Consider the following 24,437-nt stretch of genomic DNA (forward strand, 5'->3'; position numbering starts at 1 on the left):
GCTCTCGGGAGAATGAGGCCAGGGACGCGTTTCAGGCCGTGCATACGCCGATTCGCGTGTTGATCGTCGATGACCACGCCATCCTCCGCGCCGGCGTGCGCGAGATGCTGGCGGAAGAACAGGATCTGCAGGTCGTCGCCGAAGCGGGCTCCGCCGAGGACGCCCTTCAACAGCTGCGCAACGGCTTGCAAGTCGACGTCGTCGTGCTCGACATCACGTTGCCGGGCCAGAGCGGCATCGACTTGCTGAAACAGTTGAAGCGCGACCAGCCGGAGCTGGCGATCCTGGTGCTGAGCATGCACCCGGAGCGCAGCTTCGCAGTCCGCTTGATGCGCGCCGGCGCGAACGGCTATGTGCCGAAGATGATCGTGCCCGAAGAGCTGGTGAAGGCCGTGCGTGCGGTCGGCACCGGGCGCCGTTACATCACTCCGCTGGTGGCCGAGCTGCTGGCTTCCGAGTGTGCGGCGGATGAAGAAGGCCCGATGCACAACCGGCTGTCCGAGCGCGAGCTGCAAGTGTTCACGCGCATCGCGCGCGGCGTTTCGCCGGCGGTGATGGCCAACGAGCTTGGCCTGAGCGTGAAGACCGTCAGCACGTATCGGGCGCGCATCCTGGAGAAGATGGGCATGCGCAGTAATGCCGAGATCGCCGCCTACGCCGTACGCAACCAGCTGGTGGAGTGAGACAGCAGGAGTCGCTGGAGACGGACGGGAATGCGCCGATGGCTGCTGGATCCGAATTGACGATCTACATCGTCGAGGATTCGCCGGCGGTCATGGAGCGCCTGGTCGAAGCCGTGGGCGACATTCCCAATGCCAAAGTCGTGGGCAGCGCCGATGCGGTTGCTGCCGCGATCGAAGGCATGCGCCTCTCGCAGCCTCGAGTGCTCATTCTGGATATCCAGCTACGCGGCGGCAGCGGCTTTCAGGTGTTGAAACAATTGCGCGCGAGCGCGAGCCGGCCCGAAGCAGTCATCGTGGTTACGAATCATCCATCCGATGATTACCGGATTGCGAGCCGCGAGTGCGGCGCCGATCATTTCTTCGACAAAGCTTCCGAGTTTCACAAAGTCAGGGAGGTACTGCTGCAGATCGACGCCGCCTGAATTGTTGGACCGCGAAAATCCGTAATCGCCGAAGCGATCACGCAGCTGAATCACGGAACATACTCAGGATCCTGCGCGTCTGGTCGTGCGTTCTGACGCAACTGAATTCGAACCCTGCGCAACTCGTTACATGGACCTCCCCAGGACGATGGGGGCACCCGCTGAGAACCCATCGGACACCATGCTGACGGCTGCGCACTTCAAAGGCCGCGCCTCTTCATGAAGCGCGGCCTTCTTTTCTTCGGGCGACCGATCGGGCATCCCTGCCACGACGGGTCGCGCTCCTAGGCAAAAAAACGCGGTTTTTTGCCAGGAGCCGCCGCTATGGCGGCGGGGTACATTCCATGTACCCGATGTTCCCTTTAATCGTGGCGTTGGTTAACGGTCGCGGTCTTCGTGGCTGATGTTACGGCTCCACTCCGCCCGGCTGCGGGAGGCGTCGTATTCGACGGCTGACTCGGAATGAGTGCTGCGACATTCGTCCTGCCAGCGCACCACCACGTAGCGGCCGGTGCGCAATTGCCACACGTCGCCACGCAGATCCACGTCGCTGTCTTTGAGTCGGACCGGATCTCCGATACGCAGGCTGCTGCGCATCGCTTCGCTCATCTCGCTGCTCATGATGTCTCCTTACCCGCCGCTATCGGCACGAGCAGTGCAGTAGGGTAGGGGCATCGATATGGATGTTCGACTAGGGGAAAGCAGCAAGCGCCCGGTTTCTTCGGGGAGTGAGCATTACGTCACGTGGCGGGCGCACCCCTCGTGTGAGCGGAGTCACAGAATACGAGGCGCGGCTTTTTAACTAAATTCGTTGTCGGCCGGTCCTGCGCATCCATGCGCTCCCGGCATTCGGGCATCCTGCCCAGCACGCACTGTGTCAGCGCGCATCGGTCCACCAGCCCATGAATTCCTCGAAGCTGATCGAGCCGTCGCCATCGGCGTCGGTGAGCTCGAACGCCAGCAGACATTCATCCTCGGACAGATCCTGATCCAGGGAGTGCAGCAGCGCGCTGAATTCCTGATTGACGATCCAGCCGTCGCCATTGCTGTCGCAGGCGTCGAAGCTTTGTTTCAGATCGGGCAGGTCGTCCGCGTCCACATCCACGTCCTTGACTTCATCCAGATCTGCCATGGCGCGTTCATCCTTAGTTGCGACAGTGTCCGCGGCCAGGTAGCCGCGGCGCGCATCTTACACGACTGTCGAAAGCGGCCGAGGCTCTTTCGACGACGCCCATCAAAAGGCGCGACTTTTGCTGGGCTACTTCACCGTGTGAAATTTCTCCGCAAAGAAATCGCCGTTCACCCAACGGGGCGCCGCGGGCGCATTCGCCACCGTCAGCGCGATCCGCAAATCGACGCGCGCCAGATCGGCAGCCGTCGGGTAATCGATCGGTAACATCAGATCGTCACTGGGCTGGTGATAGTGCGTCGACAGAAACTGCCGGCGCAGCTCGTCCAGGTCGACGCTGGGGTTTCTCGGTTGATAGCCCGCGCTCAGCACCAGTGCCGGAATGCCGCGACGGATGAATGAGAACTGATCGCTGCGGATGAATTTGACCTGCTCCGGCGCGGCGTCGGCGCTGAGCCGGTAGCCCTGCGCGGCGACGGCCTGTCGTGCCGCCGCTCCCAGCGTCGAGTGCGGAGCGCCGAGCGCCACGAAATCGAATACCGGCGCGAACGTCAGCGGCATGTCGACGTTGAGGTTCGCGACCACTTTCTTTTCCTGCTGCTCGGCTTGGCGCGCGAAGAAGTCGGAGCCGAGCAGGCCTTTTTCTTCGGCGGTCACGGCGACGAAGATGATCGAGCGGCGCGGCTTCGCATTCGATGCATGAAATGCCCGCGCGATCTCCAGCATGACGCCGACGCCGACGGCATTGTCGTGCGCGCCGTTGTAGACGGCATCGCCATTCACCGCCGTGCCGCGACCGAGATGATCGAGGTGTGCGGAAATAACGAGGTACTCGTTCTTCAGCTGCGGATCCGCACCGGGCAGCAGCCCGACGACGTTCGCACTCTCGGTCTTACGCAGGCCGGTGGTCGCCGACAAGGTCATCATGCCGGGCAGCTCGAAGCCTTGCGGCATGCCTTCCTCGGACGCCGCCAACGCCGCGTGAAAGTTGCTTTGCGCCTTCTCGAATAGCTGCGTGGCGGCGTCGTGATTGAAACGAAAGCGCAGCTTCAAGGCGGGGAATGCGTTCTGCGGCTGGCCCGATTCGTCGAGCCAGCGCATCTGCGGGATCCAGCTCATGGCGACCCGACGTTCCCAAGGCGTGCGCTTGATGTCCGCGTTCGAATCGATGGTGATCACGCCGACCGCGCCACGCTCGACCAGCGTCGACAGCTTGCGCTCCTCCCACGAGTAATAGGCGCGCTTCTCGTTGGAAAACTTCGCGGGCGCGCCGCTGAAGATCACGGCGATGCGGCCTTTCACGTCGATGTTTTCGAAGTCGTTGTAACCGAGCTCGGGAGCATCGATGCCGAAGCCCGCGAACATCATCGGCGCACTCAGGGTGGAGCTGGCCGAAGAGAAATCGGCATTCGGCAGGTAGTGCGTGCCGTATTCGAATGTATATGTATCGTCATCGCGCACCAGCTCGGCCGAGGAGCCAGGCAGCACCGGCGTTGCTTCCAGCAAAGGCACTCGTTGCAGATAGCTCTTGTCGTCGCCGCCGGGCTGCAGACCGGCCTGGCGGAACTGCGACGCTACATACGCAGCAGCGATGTCATGGCCACGCGAAGCGGTGGCGCGGCCTTCCAGCAAATCGGCTGCAAGAAATTCAACGTGACTGCGAATGGCGTCAGGCTGGACCTCGGTCCACGGGCCGCGCTCGGCCGCTTGCAGCGCGCCGGTGGCGATCAAAGGCAGCAGAAATACAGGCAATCCGCGCATGTTGTCTCGGGTGAGGGCGAACGGGCGCAACAGTATCACTGACGCACGCATTTCGCTGCGCGCCGGCGTCACGAGCAGTTCATCCGTTGTTCAGTGCTTGGCACTTAGCTTCGAGCTAGGCATTCTTCTGGGCGGTAGCGTTATGAACCGCACGCAAGTCTTCAATTCGAGCGCCGTCCCGGCTGGCGCGCCATCTCCGGCAAAGCGTGCCGCATGCCCCGCGCTCTGCTTATCGCTGCTCGCAGCGAGCCTGACGCTGCAGGGATGCGCTGTGCCGCAGCCCTACTCGGCGCCGACCCCGACGAACAGCACAGTTCGACCGCCGGTGGCGCCGGCGGCCACGGTCGGCAATGAAGTTGCAATTCGTGCGATCTCGCTGCTGGGGGCGCCCTATGAGTGGGGCGGCAACGGGCCGACGACGTTCGATTGCAGCGGGCTGGTGCGCTTCATTCACGACCAGTTGGGAATATTCGTGCCGCGCACGGCGGCCGAACAGTACTCGGCCGCGACGCCGGTCAAATTGAACGATCTCGAGCCGGGAGATCTGCTGTTCTTCCGCATCAAAGGCCGCATTTCACACGTGGCGATCTACACGGGCGAGGGGCGTTTCGTGCACGCTCCGCAGACCGGGCGGCCGGTCGAACTGCGAATGCTCGACGATGACTTCTACCGCCCGCGCCTGGCCGGCGCGGGGCGGCTCTTCTAACGCCGCCAGGGAAACTGTTTGTTCGCAAGAGCTGCATAACGCAGCCGGCGTTTGGCAGAGCCATCGCGCTGTGCTGCGAGCCGGCCGCGCCCGGAGGGCGCGGCGCTCTTACCCGAGTGGGCGAATTACTCCGCCTTCTTTTTCTTTTTCTTAGCCGGCGCTTTCGCTTCAGCAGCCGGCGCGGCTGCGGCTTGCTGAGCAGCGGCGAGCTCCGCGGCGGGGCGATTCATGCGCTCGCGAACCAGGTTCTCGACGACGCCCGGATCGGCCAGCGTGGAGATGTCGCCAAGCTGATCGTGCTCGTTCGCCGCGATCTTGCGCAGGATACGGCGCATGATCTTGCCCGAGCGGGTTTTCGGCAGGCCGGGCGCCCACTGAATCAGGTCGGGCGTCGCGATCGGACTGATCTCTTTACGCACCCAGTCGCGCAGCTCGGTGCGCAATGCCTCGCTGGGCTGGGCATCGGCAATCAAAGTCACATAGACGTAGATGCCCTGGCCCTTGATGTCATGCGGATAGCCCACGGCCGCCGCTTCGGCGACGCTGGGATGCGCGACCATCGCGCTCTCGATCTCCGCCGTACCCAATCGATGACCGGCGACGTTCAACACGTCATCGACGCGGCCCGTGATCCAGTAATAACCGTCTTCATCTCGCCGCGCCCCGTCGCCCGTGAAATAACGGCCAGGGAATGTTTTGAAATACGTGTCGATGAAGCGCTGGTGATCGCCGAACACAGTGCGCATCTGCCCGGGCCAGCTATCCGTGAGGATGAGATTGCCTTCGCACGCGCCTTCCAGCGTGTTGCCCTCGTTATCGACGATGGCCGGCTTCACGCCGAAGAACGGCAGTGTCGCCGAGCCGGGCTTCTGATCGATCGCGCCAGGCAGCGGCGAAATCAAAACGCCGCCGGTTTCCGTCTGCCACCACGTATCTACGACCGGGCAACGGCCGTCGCCGACGACGCGGTGATACCACTCCCACGCTTCCGGATTGATCGGCTCGCCTACGGTACCGAGCAAACGGATTGAGCTGCGCGACCAGGCCTTCACCGGCTCTTCGCCCTCACGCATCAACGCACGGATGGCAGTCGGCGCGGTGTAGAACAATGTGACTTTGTGCTTGTCGACGGCCTGCCAGAAGCGGCCGCTGTCCGGATAGTTCGGCACGCCTTCGAACATCACCGTGGTCGCGCCGTTCGCGAGCGGACCGTACACCACATAGCTGTGGCCAGTGACCCAGCCCACGTCGGCGGTACACCAGAAGATGTCCTCCTCGCGCAGATCGAACACCAGCTCGTGCGTCATCGAGACGTACACGAGATAGCCGCCGCTGGTGTGCAGGACGCCCTTGGGTTTGCCCGTCGAGCCGGAGGTGTAAAGAATGAACATCGGGTCTTCCGCGTCCATCGCTTCCGGCGCGCATTCCTTCGGCTGCGGATTGACGACATCGTCGAACCATTGATCGCGCGGCGCATACATCGGCACCCGAATACCCGTGCGCCTCACGACCAGCACGTGCTTGACGCAGTCGGTCTTCGGCATGGTCAACGCGAGATCCACGTTCGTCTTCAAGGGCACGCGCTTGCCACCGCGAATACCTTCGTCCGCCGTGATCACGACGCTGGATTCGCAGTCCGCGATGCGACCGGCAAGCGAGTCGGCCGAGAAGCCGCCGAACACTACGGAATGAACTGCGCCGATGCGCGTGCACGCGAGCATCGCGACAGCAGCTTCGGGAATCATCGGCATGTAAATGGTGACGCGATCGCCCTTCTTCACGCCGAGCGATTTCAGCGCGTTCGCGCACTGACACACGCGCTCGTACAGCTGACGATACGTGATGCGTTCGGACAACTTCGGATCGTCGCCTTCCCAAATGATCGCGGTCTTGTCGCCGCGCTTGGTGAGATGACGGTCGAGACAGTTGGCCGAGACGTTGAGCTTGCCGTCGTAGAACCAGCGAATCCGGAAGTCGTGCTCGTCGAAGCTGGTGTCTTTTACCTTCGCGAACGGCTGGATCCAGTCGAGGCGGCGGCCGATGCGCGACCAGAAGCTGTTCGGATCGCGCACCGACTCCTGATACAACCGCTGATAATCCGCCAGCCGCAGATGCGCGAGTGCGGCGAAGTCCTCGGGAACTTTATAGATCTTCTGGCTCATGTGAACTGCCGCCTCAGTGGCGTGGTGGCAAACTGGCTATTGCGGCGCGAACCTTTTCGGCGTGCTGTGCCAGCACTTCCTTGTCGGCCCAGTCGCGGCCGTGGCCCCGCAGCTTCGCGCCTTCATAGCAGGGAATGATGTGGAAGTGGATGTGGAACACCGTCTGGCCGGCGGCGGGCTCATTGAATTGAATGATGCGCATGCCGTCCGGATCGAATGCTTGTTGCACGCCGCGGGCGACGTGTTGTGTCGCCTTGATCAGATCGGCGAGCGCCGCCGGATCGATGTCGAAGAAATTGCGCGCTTCGACTTTGGGAATCACCAGCGTGTGACCGTCCGACTGAGGCATCGCGTCCATGAAGGACAGCGCCCGGTCGTCTTCATATACCTTGAATGCCGGGATCTCCCCGCGCAGGATTTTCGCGAACACATTGCTCTGGTCGTACATCGCGCCTCCTAAATTCCGGCCTTCGCGAGCGCGTCGATCAACTGGCGCACGGCCGTGCCGACGGCCGGATGCTCGGCTTCGAAACTCACCGCCAGTTGCTCGAGGCGTTCGGTGAGCGGATGATCTTCGTTGTCCAGCGACGCCGCACCGAGCAGGCGCGTCAAGTCGCTGAGCAGCAGCATGAGCGATTCGCGCGTGCGCGAGTCGACCGAATCCCGATCGAGCCCCTCGAGCCGGGCGTGCAGGGCAAGGATGTGCTGTTGAATGTCTTGGCTCACTGATCTCTCCGTTGTGCGTCCTTTCATTGGTCCGGGATCGGGCATCCTGCCATGACCCTCGTCACCCGAGGCGGCGGGATCCATGTGCCCCTGAGGTGAGCCGATTCTACCGCTTGCGGCCGCCCGAATGTCGGGAGCGCACGGATGCGCAGGACCGGCCTTGGCGCGGCCGGGCGCTGAGACCTGGCGGGAACATTTGGAAGTAATGCGGGTTAACGACTATTACGCATCACCAATACAATTCCGCCGTTGCCGTGAAACTTGGCGGATAGAGGGCCACGCGCCCGCCGGTCACCAGAACGATTCCCTGCGGCAGTAAGGTCGCAGCATGCTGGTAACGTGGCGTCGAGAGGCTGCCGGTGGCGGACCACGTCCCGCTGACAGGATCATAAAGCTCGGCACTTGCCTCGGGGTCCTCGTTCACCATCCCGCCGACCACCAGAATCTTTCCGTTCGGGAGCGCTGTTGCCGTGTGACTCGTTCTCGGTATCGACAGGCCCGCTGTGATCGACCACGTGCCAGCGACAGGATCATAGATCTCTGCAGTCTCTGCAGTTGTGATGTATCCAGTAATTGGCGCGACTCTCCCGAGCCCTCCCGCGATGAGCACTCTGCCATCCGGCAGCAGCGTTGCGGTGTGATGGTACCGCAAGCCGGGCGTCGCCAGATTTCCCGCGAACGACCACGTGCCCGTCGCCGGATCATAGAGTTCGGCAGTCGCCTGGGTCTCGCTGGAATCGTCCGGCCGCGCGACATCTCCACCCACCACCAGGACCTTTCCGTTTGCCAAAAGGGTTGCGGTATGGTGGACACGAGTGTTCGACGGCCCTGCTATGGATGACCACGAGTTCGTGGCAGGGTCATAGAGAACGGCAGGCCGAGAGACACCGCCGGTAATCCGTCCGCCGATCGCAAGAACCCTGCCGTTCGGCAGCAGTGTCGCGGTATCACCGCTACGATGCTCGGGGTTATTGCTCGTGGGTGACCAGGTACCAGTGTCAGGATCATAGACTTGCGGCGTCGAGCACGATAGCAGCACCTTGCCGCCTGGCAGTAACGTTGCGTTGGCAGATGTCGTTGTCGAGACATTGCCCGTCGGGGACCAGGTTCCGGTGACGGTGTCGTAGAGCTCGGCGCTTGATCGCAAGCCATTTGTCACAAGAACTTTCCCACTCAGCAGCAGAGTTGCTGTGTGAGCTCCAAGCGCCTGCTTGAGGCTGTTGCTGGTGGGCGACCATGAGTTCGCGACAATCCTCAGCGATGCCGTTGCAGTCGCCGCCCCGATCTGCGCTGAAATGTCGGCAGCGCCCAGAGCTACGCCGGTCGTGAGGCCGGTGGTTGGCCCGACTGTCGCAACGGCTGGGGCATCCGAAGTCCAGGTTACGGCATTCGTGACATCCTGCGACGTCCCGTCCGTATACGTGCCGGTGGCGACCAGTTGTCGAGTCATGCCGACGCCCGAGAATGGAGGATCTGGGAGGATGGATAGAGACGTCACGACGGCGGGGGTGACGGTCAGAGTCGCATCCGCCGAAACCGATCCGGAGGTAGCCTTGATGATGGCCGAGCCGATTGCCATCGTGGAGACGAGCCCGGACCCGGCATTCACGGACGCGATGGCCGGCAGGTTCGACTCCCAGGTGACAGTGTTGGTGAGATCGGCGGCACTGCCGTCGCTGAACGCTCCCGTCGCGGTGAACTGTTGCGTCAATCCCTTCGGGAGACTGTGACTTGCCGGCGTGACCTCGATCGCAACCAGGCCGCTGACGAAAGATACTCTTGCGACCCTCTCGGCGCCGCTCATCAAGTACGCAGTCACGGCGCCGCTCGGAAAGGGGCCGCTGCCTGGTGAGAGCGTAACCACATCGTCCGCCTGAACGGCGACCGCTGCGCTTGCTGGAGCGCCGTTGATGGAGAGTTGGCCCGCCGTAGCGGAAACGGATGTCCCCGCGGCCCGCGCGACGATGTAAGCGGGAAACGTGAAAACGGACGACGGACTCGCATCAGGCACTCCAAACTGGTTCCTGCCGATCAATCCATCGCCATCCTGATCGATCCAGTGGCTGATGTTCTCTGGCGTGAAGGTTACCCCTGCCGAGGAGAAAGCCTGAGTGAGGTTGGCCGCGACGGTTACAGCATTGATCGCTGCCGCGGCATCGGCCAATGTGGACGAGATTGCGGCGGAAATCGCGCCGTCATCGGCGAGATCGCTTTGAATGTTCGCGATCAGCGCGTTCAGGGGGGCGGCCGAGTGGCCGTATACGAAAATGCTCGAGATCGCAGCGAGCATGTGATCTGCGTCCGTGCCGCCGAGCAGGTTCAGGGTCGAGAAGCCAGGGACATCGGCTGCCGGAATTTTCAGCGCGGTCAGCACTTCGGTTTCGGCCTGATCCCGTGCCGATGCGAACGTCATGCCCGAAATGGTCACGAGATTCCGAATACGGCGATACGCGAGGGTGGTAAGCAGGTTGACGTTCAGTACGCCCGATGCCGCGAGGTCGCTATAGGCATTGAGCGTTACGGGGCCATCCGACACTCGATTCTGCAACTCGTCGAAGTAGTGCCCGGTGGCAGTCACCCCGACGTACTGGCTGCCGAATGCGTCGGTTGGGGCAAACGTACCCAGATCGGAGGTGACCTGATAAGTAAATTGTCTGCCCGTGGGAGACAGGTTGGCGCTCACTTCCTGGACTGTAACGGTAGAGCCCTGGATCAGGGGCCCCTTCTGAGCGACACCGCTCTGTGCCGCGTAGGTGACGGGCGGCGGCGAAGTACCTCCAACGCCATCTGCTCCGCTCCCGCCCCCGCCTCCGCCGCATGAGGCGGCCAAAATACAGGTTGAAATCAGACCGATGAGTCGCAGCGAGGACAGCCTTCGGAGCGATGCAAAATCCATAACATTTCCTGGCGGTCGGAGAGATCGCGGAAGTTGTGGTCCGTGACAGGCTCATTCCGGATGGTACGGGTTCGGGAGTGGGACTGAAAGAAACGAGTCGGCAGGAAAGCGCCCTGGTTCCCTTAGCGCGGCCGGGGCTTGGCCCGTGCGGTGGCCTGGGCGGTGAGGGGATCGTCGGGCCAGTAATGCTTGGGATAGCGCCCCTTGAGCTCCTTCTTTACATCGAGGTAGCCGCGGGCCCAGAAGCTCACCAGGTCGCGGGTGACCTGGACCGGGCGATGCGCTGGAGAGAGCAACTGGAGCGTCAGGGGCACGCGGCCCTCCGCGACGGTCGGCGTTTCATGCATGCCGAAAACCTCTTGCAGGCGTACGGCGACCGTCGGTGACTCTTCGGTGTAATCGATGGGGATGCGCGAGCCGCTCGGCACCGGCAGATGCGTGGGAGCGAATGTTTCCAGGCGCTGTTGCGCATTCCAGTCGAGCAATGACATGAGAATGCCATGCAGATCCAGCCGCGCCAGATGATCGCGCCGGCTCATGTCGGTCAGCCACGGCGCCAGCCAGTCGTCGAGATGTTCCATCAAGGCGGTATCGCTCACATCGGGCCAGGGCGCGGGCGCACGCTCGTCGAAGCGTTTCGCGAAGATCAAGCGAGTCTGCAGCGCGCGGGCCGGCTTGGTCCACGGCAGAGCGGCGAGCCCCAGCTCGCGCACGCCTGCCAGCATGGCGTCAAGCATGCGTGCGGGATCGGGCTTGTCGATTCGACGTTCGTATAATTTCAATGCGCCGAACCAGCGCTCATCCTGAGCCGCCACGCTCTGCTCGCGCGAGTCCCATTCGAAACGCTCGCGATGCTCGATATGCGAGGCGAAGTCGGCCTCGAGCAGCTCGCGAGTGAGCGGAGCGGCGAGCCGGATCATGGCCTCGCGATCGCCCGCATCGAGGTCGGCAACCACGAGGAATGCCGCCTGCGACAGGCTTTGCGCCGGCGGCAACTGCGCGCCGCGACCGTTCGATAACAAATATCGTCCGCCAGCCCCTCGCGACTGCGCGATGCGATCGGGATAAGCGAGCGCCAGCAAGCGGCCCACATCGAAGTCGCCGAGTTTCGTATTGTCGTGACGCGGCTGCTCCAACTGTCGCGCAAGCAGATCGATACTCCGCAGCGCTCGTTGCTTCGCGCCCTGGTCGATGGAGACGCCGGCAGGAAGACTGCGCTCGCCACGCAATGCCTCGACGCGAAAGCGCAGGTCGACGTTTCTATCCTGGCCTTGAGTGCGCAGCAAGTCGCGCTCGCCGAGCACCGCCGCGATTTGCAGCGATGTGGTCCGCAGTCCCATCTCTGTCCCTCGCACGATCATGTGAGCAAGGCGAGGATGAGTGGACATCCGCGCCAGCGCGCGGCCATGTTCGGTCACGCGGCCGTCCGCGGCGATGGCATCGAGCGAACGAAGCAGATCGCGCGCTTGTGCGAACGTCGCCGATGGCGGTGGATCGAGCCAACGCAGCGCGCCGGGATCGGCAATACCCCAATTTGTCAGCTCCAACGCCAACGGCGCGAGATCGGCGCCGACGATCTCCGGCGCGGTTTGCGCGGGCAGCGACGAATGTTCGACTTCGCTCCACAGTCGATAACACACACCTGCTTGAATGCGGCCGGCACGGCCGCGACGCTGATCGGCGGAAGCGCGAGAAATGTTGCCGAGCTCCAGGCGGCTCATGCCCGTCACAGGATCGAAACGCGAGCGCCGCTCCTGACCGCTGTCGACAACGATGCGCACGCCTTCGATCGTGAGACTGGTTTCGGCAATGTTGGTCGCCAGCACGATCTTCCGTTCGCCGCTGCGGCTGGGCTGGATCGCGGCATCCTGTTCGTGCGGCGCAAGCTCGCCGAACAGCGGCAGCACTCGCACGCCGGGCGGCAGCGATGTTTCTTCGAGGAAGCGTTGCGCGCGGCGTATCTCTCCTTGACCCGGAAGGAATGCAAGAACATCTCCCGGCTCATCTTCGATGGCGCGTGAGATGGTGCGAGCAACGATTTGCGCCATGTCTTCGTACTGCGGACGAGCGCTGCGTACGTCGAGTCGCTCTCGATAATGTGTCGTTACCGGGAACGCGCGACCTTCGGCTGTAACAATCGGAGCATCGCCCAGCAATTTCGCGACCGCCGCGCCGTCGAGCGTGGCCGACATCACCAACAGACGCAGATCCTCGCGCACTGTTTCCTGAGCATCGAGACAGAGCGCGAGGCCGAGATCGGCATTCAAGCTGCGCTCGTGGAACTCGTCGAAGATCACCAGCGCGACGCCTTCCAGCGTCGGGTCGCGTTGCAGCCAGCGAGTCAGAATGCCTTCGGTGACGACCTCGATGCGCGTGTCTTTGGTGACCTTGGTTTCCAGCCGGGTGCGAAAGCCCACGGTGCGACCGACCGGCTCACCGAGCGTCTGCGCCATGCGAGTGGCGACGGCACGGGCCGCGAGCCGTCGCGGTTCGAGCATCACGATGCGAGCGTCGCCACGCCATCGTTCAGGCAGCAGCGCCAGCGGCACGCCGGTCGATTTGCCCGCGCCAGGCGGGGCCTGCAGGACGACATTGCGATGTTCGGCCAGGGCGCGCCGCAGGTCGGGCAGCGCGGCTTCGATGGGTAGAGCAACTGATCGGTTCACCCCGCCATTATCGACTATTGCCCGGGTCAATCACGAGAGGCCGGCTCGTACAGCGAAACTGGCGCCTTCCCAGACAGCGCGCGGTTCCTTTCGACGGCTGCGTGTGACTACACTGTCGAGGCCAACTCGAACTCATACGGCGGTGCTCGCAGCCTCAGGGAAGCGGCGCGCCGGAACATTACCTGGATCTGTTTTGGGGGACTCATGAAGCTCGCACGTCGCTTCTTTTGTTCGTTGCTGCTCGCGTTCGCCGTCGGCAGCGCCGGGGCCGCCGATCTCGGCACTGCGCGTCCCGAAGCTGTGGGCATGTCGTCACAACGACTCAAGCTGCTCACGACCGAGATGAAATCGCTCGCCGAGCGTGGCGAGCTGTCGGGCGTCGTGACGATGGTGGCGAGGAAAGGCAAGGTCGTGCATCTGGAAGCGGCCGGCAAGCGTGAGCTGGAAAATGGCACGCCGATGCAGAAGGACAGCATCTTCCGCATTTATTCCATGACCAAGCCCATCACCGGCGTCGCCATGATGATCCTGTTCGAGCAGGGCAAGTGGCAGCTGAACGATCCAGTGTCCAAATATATTCCCGAGTTCGCCGACCTGAAGGTCGCGAAAGTCGATCCGGCCAACGGCGCGGTCGCCACCGTGCCGAGCAATCATCCGATGACCATGCGCGAGCTGATGTCACATTCGGGCGGTCTCACCTACGGCTTCTTCGGCGGCACCGCGGTCGACAAGCAGTACGTGGAAAACAAAGTGTTCGACCAGGGTCAGCCGATGCAGACCTTCATCGAGCGTCTGGGCAAGACGCCGCTGCTGTTCCAACCCGGCGAGCGCTGGCATTACAGCGTGTCGGTGGATGTGCAGGGTTATCTGGTCGAGAAACTGTCCGGGCAATCGTTTCCTGAATTCCTGCAAGAGCACGTGTTCGGGCCGCTGAAGATGGTGGACACGGCGTTTTACGTGCCGGCTGCGAAGATGAACCGTTTCGTCGAGTTTTATTACCGCGGCAAGGACGGCAAGAGCGTCAAGCATCCCGGTGTCGCAGACTATTCCAAACCGCCGGTGTTCCCATCGGGCGGTGGCGGCCTGGTGTCGACGGCCAGCGACTACATGCGTTTCTGCCAGATGCTGCTCAATGGCGGTGCGCTCGACGGTCAGCGCATCCTGTCGCCGCTCACCGTGAAGCTCATGCGCACCAACATGTTGCCCGAGTCGGCGCGCACCATGGGGCCGGGCACGGGCTTCGGCCTGGATTTCGCGGTGGTCGAGGATCCGGCGGCGGCCGGCGGGTTCGCAGGCGAAGGCACGTTCTATTGGGGCGGCTTCGCGGGCACCTGGTTCTGGATCGACCCGGTCTATGAATTGATCGTGATCGGCATGATCCAGCAGCGCGGCGACGACATGCCCGACCTGCGTGCCCTGTCACGTGCTCTGACTTATCAATCGATTGTCGAAGAGTAGCCCGGCGCTACGTTTATCCAGGGCAGGCATCTTCCCGGGCGAGGTTCGCCCGGGAAGATGTAATTTATTGCCCATTCAGCACTTCCCACCGCGGCGATCCTGACAACTCCGTAAGCTGCTCGTCATGTTCCGGTGCCGGCGGTTGGGCTATGTTGCAAAGGGCCTCCTTAGAGGCTTGCTCGTCCATCGCCATGTCCATCCGACTCCCTCAATCCCGCGGCGCCCTCCTCGGCGCAGCCGTGTCCATTGCCGTCGTTTTGCTGATCGCCTATAGGCTGTTATCGAGCTCGCTGGCCGCGGATCCGCCGAGGGGACCGCCGCCCGTGCCGGTGTCGGTCATCACGGTCGAGCAAAAGGATGTTCCGCAACTGGCTGCCGGCATCGGCACCGTTCAGTCATTGCACAATGTGATTTTGCGTCCGCAGGTCAGCGGCATCGTCACCGAGGTGCTGTTCGAGGAAGGACAGCAAGTGAAGCGCGGCCAGCTGCTGGCGCGCATCGACGATCGCACCATCCTCGCGAATCTGCGACAGGCCGAAGCGGAAAAGGCGCGCAACGAAGCGCAGCTGAAAGCCGCCGAGCTCGACAAGTCACGTTACGACAATCTGCTCGCCGAAGAAGCGATCTCGCGTCAGACCGTCGAGCAACAGCTCGCGCAGGTCGAACAACTCGAGGCGGCGATTCGCGCTAACGAAGCGACCATCGCGGCTCAGCAGGTCCAACTGTCGTTCACAAAGATCACATCGCCGGTGAACGGCCGTGTCGGCCTGCGACGCGTCGATCCGGGCAACCTGGTTCAGGTCGGCGACGCCAATGGGTTGGTGACAGTCACCCAGGTCGATCCGATCTCCGTCATTTTCACGCTGCCGCAAGAACTGCTGGGTCGCGTGCAGGGCCTGACGCATGGCGACTCGTCCGCGCACGTCGGAGCGTTCGACCGCGACGGTGGCGTCCTGCTCGCCGAAGGCAAGCTCACCACGATCGACAATCAAGTCGACGCGAGCACCGGCACGATTCGTTTGCGCGCCGAGTTTGCAAACACGCAGGACAAGCTGTGGCCCGGGCAGTTCGTGACCGTGCGCTTGCAGACGGGAGTGAGCGGCAACGCGCTCGTCGTGCCAACGCGCAGCGTGCGGCAGGGTTTGGAAGGTCCGTTCGTGTTCCGCGTGCGCGAGCAGAAAGCTGAAGTCGTGCGGGTGCAAGTGGGCTACAGCAACGATGAGATCACCGTCATCACTGCGGGCCTCGCGAAGGGCGACAGTGTCGTAACCGACGGTCATTCGCGTCTGACGCCGAACGCGACGGTAAGGCTGGTCGAGGGGCAGGGTCCCACGGCGCTGGTCTCCGATGCGCAGCGGTCGCGAGCGCAGGGGAGTGCGGGACGATGAGCGACCACCTGCCCGCGCAGGCCAGTCGCGCGCAAGCCAGTCTCACTCGACCGGGCTTGTCGGATTGGTTCATCAAACATCCCATCGGCACGACGTTATTGACCATTGGCATCGTGCTGTTGGGCATCGTCGCGTTTCCGTTGCTGCCCGTCGCGCCGATGCCGGAAGCCGAGCTGCCGACCATGCAGATCAGCGCAAACCTGCCCGGCGCCAGCCCGGAGACGATGGCGTCCGCCGTCGCAACTCCTTTGGAAGTGCAGCTGAGCTCGGTGCCCGGCATCACTGACATGACTTCCAGCAGCACGCTGGGCAGCACCTCCATCACGCTGCAATTCGTGCTGAACAAGGACATCGACGTGGCCGCGCAGGAAGTGCAGGCCGCGATCAACGCTGCGTCGGGCCGGCTGCCGGCGGACCTGCCGAATCTGCCGACCTGGCGCAAGGTCAATCCCAACGACGGTCCGATCCTGGTCGTGCGCATGCAGTCCGACCTGATGCCACTGACCGAGTTGAGCGACATCGCCGAGACGGTCGTCGGCCGTCAGCTGAGCCAGATCGAAGGCGTGGCGGAGACTCCCATCAACGGTCAACGCAAGCCGGCGATGCGCATTCAAGCGGCGCCCGAAAAGCTCGCCGCGCTCGGTCTGACCTTGGCCGACTTGCGACAGGCGATTCAGGCCGCTAGCGTCAATCAAGCCAAGGGCGCGCTGTTCGGCGCCGACCGGGTCTCGACGCTGCAGACCAACGATCAGATCTTCACCACGCAGGATTACGACAATCTGATCGTCGCGTATCGCGCCAACGCGCCGGTGTTCTTGCGCGATGTGGCCACTGTGACGTTCGGCGCGGAAAACGAATACGTGCAGGCATGGCAGAACGGCAAGCCCGGCATTCATTTCGTGATTCGCCGGCAACCCGGCGCCAACATCGTCGCGACCGCCGATCGCATCCGCGAAGCATTGCCTGAGTTGCAGAAGCTGTTGCCGGCGAGTGTGGAGCTGGAGGTCATCAACGATCGCACTCGCACGATCCGTGCGTCGCTGCACGAAGTCGAGGTCACACTGGTGGTGACGGCATTGCTGGTCATCGTGATCATGGGCGTGTTCCTGCGGCAGCTGTCGGCCACGGCCATCGTTGCGGCGGTGCTGGCAGTGGCGTTGCTGACGACCGTTGGCGCCATGTATCTGCTCGGCTTCAGTCTCAATAACCTCACGCTGGTGGCGCTGGTCGTCGCCGTCGGGTTCGTGGTCGATGACGCCATTGTCGTGGTGGAAAACATCCATCGGCATCTCGAAGCGGGCGAGTCGATGCTGAACGCGGCCCGCCAGGGAGCGGCCGAGATCGGCTTCACCGTCGTCTCGATCAGTTTCTCGCTGATCGCGGCGTTCGTGCCCTTGCTGTTCATGGGCGGTGTCGTTGGACGTTTGTTCCGAGAGTTCGCCGTGACGATGACGGTGGCGATCCTGATTTCCGTGGTCGCCTCACTGACGCTCGCGCCAATGCTGGCGTCACGTTTCATGAAGCCGATGAAACATCATGCGGAGCAGGGCCTGGCGCAGCGGCTGATCGCACGATATGACCGCGCGTTGCAGTGGGCGCTGGCGCACCAGCGCACCGTGCTGGTCAGTTTCGGCGCGACGGTCGCCGTCGCCGTGCTGGGTTACGTGTTCATCCCCAAAGGATTCTTTCCGCTGCAGGACACGGCCTTCATCTTCGTGAGCACGCAAGGCGCGGAGGATATCTCCTTCGAGGACATGAAACGGAAGCAGCAAGTCGCGGCTGGCATTCTCGCTCAGGACCCGGCCGTGCAAGCGATTGCCCACGTCGTGGGCGGCGGCCTCGGCAGCTCGAGCATGGCCAGCGGCCGCATCTTCGTCGTGCTCAAGGATCGGGGCGATCGCGACGTTTCCGCCGAAGCATTCATCGGCCGGATGCGGCCGAAGCTCATGGGCATTCCCGGTCTGCAAATGTTCATGCGTACCTCGCAGGACATCAACCTGGGCGCCGGTGGCGGCCGTGCGCAATATCTCTATGTACTGCGAGGACCGGAGAGCGGCGAGCTCGCCGAATCGGCGCGACGCCTGGCGGAGAGGCTGCGGGACTACGATCAACTGCGCGATGTTTCCGACGATCTGCAGCTGGGCGCGTCGGTCACTCGGTTGACCATAGATCGTGCGGCGGCCGCCCGCTTCGGGCTGCGCACGGTCGATATCGATCAGGTGCTGTACGACGCGTTCGGCCAGCGCCAGATCAGCGAGTACCAGACCGAGACCAATCAGTACAAAGTCGTCCTGGAGATCGACCCGAGTCAGCGCGGCCGTGCCGAGAGCTTGCAGAACTTCTATTTGCGCTCGCCGTTGACGGGGCAGATGGTGCCGCTGGCGGCCGTCGCACGCATGGAAGCGCCGGACACCGGGCCGCTGTCGATCACGCACGACGGAATGTTTCCTTCGGTGACCCTCTCGTTCAATCTTGCGCCGGGGGTGGCGCTGGGCGAGGCGGTTACGTTGATCGAACAGGCGCAAGCCGAGCTCGGCATGCCAGCCACCATCAGCGGCAACTTCCGTGGCACGGCGCAGGAGTTCCAGAAGTCGCTGGCGACGCAGCCACTGTTGATCCTGGGCGCCTTGATCGCCGTCTACATCATCCTGGGCGTGCTGTACGAAAGCTTCGTGCATCCGTTGACGATTCTGTCGACGCTGCCCTCGGCGGGTGTTGGCGCGGTGCTGGCGTTGTGGCTGACAAAGACGGACTTTTCCATCATGGCGCTGATCGGCGTGGTGCTGCTGATCGGTATCGTGAAAAAGAACGGCATCTTGATGGTCGACTTCGCGCTGGAGCGTCAGCGCAAGGATGGCTTGTCGCCGCTCGATGCGATTCACGAAGCGTGCCTGGTGCGCTTCCGCCCGATCATCATGACGACGCTGGCCGCCATGCTCGGCGCGATCCCGCTGATGCTCGGATTCGGCACGGGCTCGGAGTTGCGTCAGCCGCTCGGTGTCGCGATCTTCGGCGGCCTGGTCATCAGCCAGATCCTGACGTTGTTCTCCACGCCGGTGATTTATCTGGCGCTGGATCGCGTGTTTCATAGGAAACAACGCGAGGCTCAGCCCGCGATCTCGGAACCGCTGCCCCACCCGGAGCCTGCGCGATGAGCGGCCGCGTATTGTTTCGAGGGACATCTGTTATCGTGTTGGCTGTGCTGACGGCCTGCAGTGCCCCAGTACAGAAGCTGCCCGATGATCTGCAATCGTCGTGGATCGACGAGCAGCGATCGACGACTGTCGCCGATGCCGCGGCACTGACGTGGTGGAGAGCGTTCGACGATGCGACCATCGATCAGCTGGTCGATCTCGCTCAGCAGCGCAATCTCGACCTGCGTGTCGCGGAGGCGCGCGTGCGCGAGGTGCGGGCCCAGCGTCGTGCGGCGCTGGCGAATCTGGCGCCCCAGATCGATGCCTCTGTGGATGCGCAGCGTTCGCGGGGTCGTCGTATCGGGTCCGATACGTCAGTTATTCAAGAGACGGCTACCGCAGTCGCGGGCGCCAGCTGGGAGATCGACCTGTTCGGTCGCTTGCGCGCCGAAGCTCGCGCCGCCAATGCCGAGCTGCAAGCGGTGCAGTCCGATCGCGACGGCGTTCGCCTGGCGCTGATTGCGGAAGTCATTCGCAGCTATCTCGAGTTCCGCCTGTATCAAGTGCAGACCGAGCTGTCGGCGCGAAACGCGCAGGCGCAGGAGGAAACGGTCCGCATCACGCAAGCCCGCTTCAACCAAGGCATGTCCAGTCGGCTCGATCTGGAGCGCACGGTGTCGGCGCTGCGCACGACCCGATCGCAGATTCCGCAGTCGCGCGAGCTGGCTGAAGCGGCGCGTTATAGACTGGTGCTGCTGACCGCATCGACGCCGGACGCGTTGACCCCGATGTTGCCGGCCTCGACCAGCGATCCCGGCGCGTTGCCCGACAGCGATGCCGAGAGGGTGTTGTTGACGCCCGCAGACGTCATCGCCCGCCGACCCGATGTGCAGGCTGCCGAGCGCCGCTTGATCGCGGCGGCGGAGCAGAGGAATGTGGCCGCGGCTTTGCGTTACCCTCGCATCACGCTGGCCGGCTTGATCGGTGTGGAGGACAATCGCGTCAGCGACCTGCTCGACAATGGCTCGCGCGCCTGGTCGGCCAGCGGCGGCTTGCTGGCGCCGTTGATCGATTTCGGCCGCATTCGCGCCGCCATCGACGCCGCCGACGCGCTCCAGGAGCAGGCGTACTTGACGTACGAGCAGACCGCCCGCACCGCGCTCCAGGAAACCCAGACCGCGCTGGTGTTGTACACGCAGGGTAAACTTCGACAACAGGAACTGTCGCAAGCCGCGGAGTCGGCACGACGCGCTGCCCAGCTCGCGCGTCGGCAGTACACTGCCGGTGCGCTGTCGCTGCTCGAAGTGCTGGACGCGGAGCGCAGCGTTTATGCGGTCGAGTTGAATGCGGCGCAGGCCACCGCGGATGTTTCCATCCGGCTGGTGAATGTTTACCAATCGATGGGCCTGGTGCCGCCGACCGGAGGTTAGCTATTCCTTCTCGCCATAGCGACGATGCCATGAAAGTTCTGATCGTAGAAGATGAGCCGAAGACGGCCGACTATCTCGAGCGAGGTCTGCGTGAGCAGGGCTACGTCGTGGACGTCGCGCGCGACGGGCTCGATGGCAAACACATGGCGCTCGAATATGAGTACGACGTGATCGTGCTCGATGTGATGTTGCCGGGTACCGACGGGTTCAGCGTCTTGCACGCCTTGCGTGAGCATCGCCAGACGCCGGTGATCATGCTGACGGCTCGCGATCGCGTCGATGATCGTGTCCGTGGCCTGCGCGAAGGCGCCGACGACTATCTCGTCAAGCCGTTCTCGTTCCTCGAGCTCGTGGCTCGTCTGCAAGCACTGACTCGCCGCAGTCGCGGCCAGGAGGCCATGCAGCTGCGCATCGCCGATCTGCAGATCGATCTGCTGGCGCGCAAGGCATGGCGCAACGGTCAGCGCCTCGATCTCACCGCCAAGGAATTTGCGCTGCTTGCCGCGCTCGCGCGTCGCAAGGGTGAGATTCTTTCCAAGACGACCATTGCGGAGCTGGTGTGGGACGTGAATTTCGATAGCGACACCAATGTCGTCGAAGTGGCCGTGAAACGGCTGCGTAGCAAGCTCGACGATCCTTTCAAGCCGACGTTGCTGCATACGGTGCGTGGCATGGGCTACGTGCTGGAAGTGCGCGACGAGCAGAGCGAGGACGCATGAAGCTGTCGATCAGCAAGCGCCTCGCCGCGATGTTCGCCGTTGCCAGCTTCGTCATGCTGGCGGTGCTGAGCGTCGCCATGCATGGACTGTTGAAGCGCGAGCTCGAGCGTCATCAAAGCAACGAGCTGCAGGCGCGCTGGACGATGTACAAGCCCATCATCATGCGCAACGACGACGTGGTGCATTGGCAGTATGTGCGTACCAAGTTCGACAATTCCATCTCCGAGAACAATCGCGTCAGCCTTTGGGTGCAGAGTAACGATCCCCGCTTTCTCTATGGCGCGTCGCTGACCGACGAGCAGCGTCACACCATGGGAGCGCATGGCTTCGGACAAGTCATGCTGCCGGGGCACGACGCGCCACTGAAGACTTATTCGGCAGAGGTCGAAGCTCACGGCGAGCGGCCTGCGGTACTTCTGACGGTGGGTATCGATTCGAAGCCGTTCGTCGAGACGCTGCGTGCGTTCACCGTCGGGCTGATTGCATTGACGGTCGTGGGTGCGTTGGGCGCCGCTGGGCTCGGTTACTACATTGCTCGCGTCGGCATGCGTCCGCTCGACCGGCTCTCAGGCGAAGCGCGCGGGCTGTCGCCGGGCCATTTGTCGCGCCGATTGCAGACCGACACGCTGGCGCCGGAACTTTCCGAGCTTGCCGACTCTTTCAACGGCGCATTGTCTCGGCTCGAGACTGCATATCAGCAGCTCGAGGCGTTCAACGCCGACGTGGCGCATGAGTTGCGCACGCCGCTGGGCAACTTGATCGGTCAAACGCAGGTCACGTTGTCGCGCGAGCGCAGTCCCACGGAACTAAAAGAAGCTTTGCACTCTAACCTTGAGGATCTCGAACGGCTGCGTGCCATCGTCAACGACATGCTGTTCCTGGCTCGTGCGGATCGCGGTGAGCGCGCGCCGAACCGGGTGGAGGTGTCGATCGCGCAGGAAGTGTCGCACGCCGTCGAGTACCTGGAATTCATCTTCGAAGAAGCTGGCGTGAAGGTGCGCATCGAGGGCGATGCGCAGGCCAGTATCGAGACGTCTCTGTTTCGGCGCGCTGTAACCAATCTGTTACAGAACGCCGTCCAGCACGCCCCGCGCGGTGCCGAGATTGTCGTGTTTGTTTTGCAGCAGCCGGGCGCGATTCGCGTCTCGGTGCAGAACACCGGCTCCGGTATCGCGCGGGAGCACCTTTCGAGGCTGTTCGACCGCTTCTATCGAGTCGACAGCTCCCGCAGCGGCAGCCGTGAGAATCACGGCCTCGGCCTCGCGATCGTTCGTGCGGTGGCTACCATGCATGGTGGCACCGTCTTCGCGGAGAGCGAGAGTGGGGCGACTACTATTGGGTTCACTGTGGCGGCCTGAAGACCCGCCCCCTGATTACTCCAGCGTAAACCACTGCACTTCGACGCGGCGGTTCAGCTCGCTGTCCGCACCGGCGGGCTCTTCCCAGCCGCGGCCCACGACTTCGATGCGCGATGCAGCGATGTCCTTGTGACGTGCGCGTAACGCTTCGCTGACGGCCATCGCGCGTTGACGGGACAGCTCGATGGCTTTGAGCGCCATGCTTTTCACCAGCTGCTCGCCGCCCTGATCGCGGAATTCGCTCACGCGTGCGTTATCGACGTGGCCTTTCAGCAGCACCGTCGAGCCGGGGCTGACTTGCAGGAAGCGCTTGATGGTGTCCAGATAGTCCTGGTTCTGCGGCGCGTTCTTGTCGAGCACGGCGGAGTTCGCTTCGAAGAAGAAACGGATGTCCTTGCTCAGCAGCGGATCGCCTTCGAGCGTGGCCTGCGTGTTGCTGCGGATCGGCGCGATGGCGATCTTCTGATCCGCGAACAGGCCCTTCTTCGCCAATTCATCGAGTGCGGTGACATCGGCGAAGCGCGAGGCGTCCGTCGGATTGCGGATCACGCTGCCGTACGCCAACACCGACGATTGGAAGATGCCGCCGAACGAACCGGCGGAGTCGATCGTGCCGGAGAAGAACGCGCGGTTCTCGGGCAGGTTCGCGAGATGCACGCGTGAGAGTTCGTCCCGAGCATCCACGTCTCTCCAGCCGAAAGCCTTGGCAACGATGCCGATGTTCGCGGCCTGCTGATCCCGCAAACGGCGGTTGCCTTCGAGAATGCCGTGCACGAGGCCGCGGACCATGTCCGGATTCGCGCGAGCGAAGCCGCCGTTGACGGCGAGCACGTCGGCGATCACGAGCAGGTTGCGGTTGGAGACGAGCACCTTCGCGGCGCCGTTCGACTTCTCGACGACTTCATCCGTGAACGGCGTCCAGCCGACGCAGCCGTTCAAGCGCTGCGAACCGCTTAGCTCGTGCTCGTAGGCTTTGCAGGCGATGGAGGCGTCGTCATAGAACACGAGGCCGAGCTCGCTGGAGGAGGGCTTCGAGTCCAGGTCGCGCAGCACTGTGACAGGCACGCCGGCTTCCTGCGCGAGATAACGAATGAAGAATTCACTTTCGTTGAATTGAGAAGCGGCGAGGACTTTGCCCGCGAGCTGGTTGACGGAGGTGATGCCGCGATCGACGACGACCATGTCGGCGCCCCGCGAGTAGCCGATCTGCAGAGGAACGACGGCGTCGAATTGACGGCCGAGCACGGCGAGGGCGTCCGTGGTTGTGGCGGTAGCGGCGAGGCGACCGTTGTTCAGCGCCGACCAGGTTTCGCTCTCGCTCTTGGTGATCTTCACCTTGAAGCCGTATTCCTTGGCGAAGAACGAGTCGGGATTCGGCTCCATGCCGCCGTTCGCGACGATCAGGCCGCCGTAGCCGGCGTACTCGCTGATATCGATTTGCAGGACGCCGTCCTTGGGGACGTATGTGGCTGCGGCTTCCAGAGTCGGTGAGCCGGTCACGGGTTCAATAGGCGTAGGCGCATCGCCGTCGCCGCCGGCCTTGCCGGTGCTTTGAGACGTCGGCGCGCCGGAATCGTTCGCCGTCTCCGCGCCGTCGCCCCCTTTCTTGCCGAGCCACAAATAAGCGCCCAGGCCAATGATGCCGACCAACAGCAGCAACGTGATGATGTTGCCCGCGGCGGAACCGCGTTGGGTTGGCTTTAGCTTGAGGTTGCTCATAGTTCAGAGTGTCCTTGCTGAGAGCTCTGCTGGATTTGTTAGGTGTTCAAGAGAAGAGGGCGTCGGTGGCTCGCGAAGGC

The 24,437-nt window shown here is 63.1% G+C and carries 17 protein-coding genes and 1 pseudogene; 9 read left to right on the plus strand and 9 right to left on the minus strand.

Annotated features, from left to right (window positions below; all coding sequences use genetic code 11):
• Window positions 1-38: 38 nt before the first annotated feature.
• Window positions 39-683: a response regulator gene (locus GYH35_RS15140; protein ID WP_116807151.1), complete on the plus strand. Its 645-nt coding sequence runs from the start codon at window positions 39-41 to the stop codon at window positions 681-683.
• Between the two features lie 38 nt (window positions 684-721).
• On the plus strand, window positions 722-1,105 hold the full coding sequence (locus GYH35_RS15145; RefSeq protein ID WP_161810752.1) for a LytR/AlgR family response regulator transcription factor: 384 nt from the start codon (window positions 722-724) through the stop codon (window positions 1,103-1,105).
• A 378-nt stretch (window positions 1,106-1,483) separates the two neighbouring features.
• Here the strand turns inward: GYH35_RS15145 and GYH35_RS15150 are convergent, their stop codons facing one another.
• The 3 genes from GYH35_RS15150 to GYH35_RS15160 form a co-directional block, all read right to left on the minus strand.
• On the minus strand, window positions 1,484-1,726 hold the full coding sequence (locus tag GYH35_RS15150; RefSeq protein WP_161810753.1) for a hypothetical protein: 243 nt from the start codon (window positions 1,724-1,726) through the stop codon (window positions 1,484-1,486).
• Between the two features lie 256 nt (window positions 1,727-1,982).
• Window positions 1,983-2,237, minus strand: a complete 255-nt coding sequence (locus GYH35_RS15155) for an EF-hand domain-containing protein (protein ID WP_161810754.1) — start codon at window positions 2,235-2,237, stop codon at window positions 1,983-1,985.
• 126 nt (window positions 2,238-2,363) lie between these two features.
• Window positions 2,364-3,995, minus strand: coding sequence for a M28 family metallopeptidase (locus tag GYH35_RS15160; RefSeq protein ID WP_161828902.1), 1,632 nt, complete (start codon window positions 3,993-3,995; stop codon window positions 2,364-2,366).
• Window positions 3,996-4,266: 271 nt separating this feature from the next.
• Between GYH35_RS15160 and GYH35_RS15165 the strand changes: the two genes are divergently transcribed.
• Window positions 4,267-4,701, plus strand: a complete 435-nt coding sequence (locus tag GYH35_RS15165; RefSeq protein WP_161810756.1) for a C40 family peptidase — start codon at window positions 4,267-4,269, stop codon at window positions 4,699-4,701.
• 221 nt (window positions 4,702-4,922) lie between these two features.
• On the opposite strand, the pseudogene acs reads toward GYH35_RS15165, so the two are convergent.
• The 5 genes and pseudogenes from acs to hrpB all read right to left on the minus strand — a co-directional run.
• Window positions 4,923-6,863, minus strand: a pseudogene (gene acs / locus GYH35_RS15170) (acetate--CoA ligase); the annotation flags it as partial.
• 13 nt (window positions 6,864-6,876) lie between these two features.
• Complete coding sequence (locus GYH35_RS15175; RefSeq protein WP_161810758.1) at window positions 6,877-7,311, minus strand: HIT family protein; 435 nt, start codon at window positions 7,309-7,311, stop codon at window positions 6,877-6,879.
• Window positions 7,312-7,319: 8 nt separating this feature from the next.
• The gene (locus GYH35_RS15180; protein ID WP_161810759.1) at window positions 7,320-7,589 is read right to left on the minus strand and encodes a DUF4404 family protein; all 270 of its coding nucleotides are present in this window, start codon (window positions 7,587-7,589) and stop codon (window positions 7,320-7,322) included.
• A gap of 229 nt (window positions 7,590-7,818) precedes the next feature.
• Window positions 7,819-10,272 carry a kelch repeat-containing protein gene (locus tag GYH35_RS15185; protein ID WP_161828903.1) on the minus strand — a complete coding sequence of 818 codons (2,454 nt, stop codon included), beginning with the start codon at window positions 10,270-10,272 and terminating at the stop codon, window positions 7,819-7,821.
• A 335-nt stretch (window positions 10,273-10,607) separates the two neighbouring features.
• Window positions 10,608-13,151 (minus strand): ATP-dependent helicase HrpB, encoded by a 2,544-nt coding sequence (gene hrpB / locus GYH35_RS15190; RefSeq protein WP_161828904.1) that lies wholly within the window; start codon window positions 13,149-13,151, stop codon window positions 10,608-10,610.
• A 204-nt stretch (window positions 13,152-13,355) separates the two neighbouring features.
• On the opposite strand from hrpB, the gene GYH35_RS15195 reads away from it, so the two are divergent.
• The 6 genes from GYH35_RS15195 (at window position 13,356) to GYH35_RS15220 (ending at window position 22,638) form a co-directional block, all read left to right on the plus strand.
• Window positions 13,356-14,609 (plus strand): serine hydrolase domain-containing protein, encoded by a 1,254-nt coding sequence (locus tag GYH35_RS15195; protein WP_161828905.1) that lies wholly within the window; start codon window positions 13,356-13,358, stop codon window positions 14,607-14,609.
• Window positions 14,610-14,800: 191 nt separating this feature from the next.
• Window positions 14,801-15,997 carry an efflux RND transporter periplasmic adaptor subunit gene (locus GYH35_RS15200; RefSeq protein ID WP_161810763.1) on the plus strand — a complete coding sequence of 399 codons (1,197 nt, stop codon included), beginning with the start codon at window positions 14,801-14,803 and terminating at the stop codon, window positions 15,995-15,997.
• A complete protein-coding gene (locus GYH35_RS15205) occupies window positions 15,994-19,152 on the plus strand; it encodes a multidrug efflux RND transporter permease subunit (RefSeq protein WP_161828906.1) in 3,159 nt (1,052 codons plus the stop codon). The genes GYH35_RS15200 and GYH35_RS15205 overlap by 4 nt, the downstream gene beginning before the upstream one ends.
• Window positions 19,149-20,561, plus strand: a complete 1,413-nt coding sequence (locus GYH35_RS15210; RefSeq protein ID WP_161828907.1) for an efflux transporter outer membrane subunit — start codon at window positions 19,149-19,151, stop codon at window positions 20,559-20,561. Before GYH35_RS15205 ends, GYH35_RS15210 begins: the two co-directional genes overlap by 4 nt.
• Window positions 20,562-20,590: 29 nt before the next feature.
• Complete coding sequence (locus GYH35_RS15215) at window positions 20,591-21,280, plus strand: heavy metal response regulator transcription factor (RefSeq protein WP_161810766.1); 690 nt, start codon at window positions 20,591-20,593, stop codon at window positions 21,278-21,280.
• Entirely contained in the window at window positions 21,277-22,638 is a 1,362-nt protein-coding gene (locus tag GYH35_RS15220) for a heavy metal sensor histidine kinase (RefSeq protein WP_161810767.1), read from the plus strand. The genes GYH35_RS15215 and GYH35_RS15220 overlap by 4 nt, the downstream gene beginning before the upstream one ends.
• 15 nt (window positions 22,639-22,653) lie before the next feature.
• On the opposite strand, the gene GYH35_RS15225 is transcribed toward GYH35_RS15220, so the two are convergent.
• Complete coding sequence (locus tag GYH35_RS15225; RefSeq protein WP_161810768.1) at window positions 22,654-24,357, minus strand: phosphate ABC transporter substrate-binding/OmpA family protein; 1,704 nt, start codon at window positions 24,355-24,357, stop codon at window positions 22,654-22,656.
• Window positions 24,358-24,437: the final 80 nt, after the last annotated feature.

The organism is Steroidobacter agaridevorans, assembly GCF_009932555.1.
Lineage (GTDB): Bacteria > Pseudomonadota > Gammaproteobacteria > Steroidobacterales > Steroidobacteraceae > Steroidobacter > Steroidobacter agaridevorans.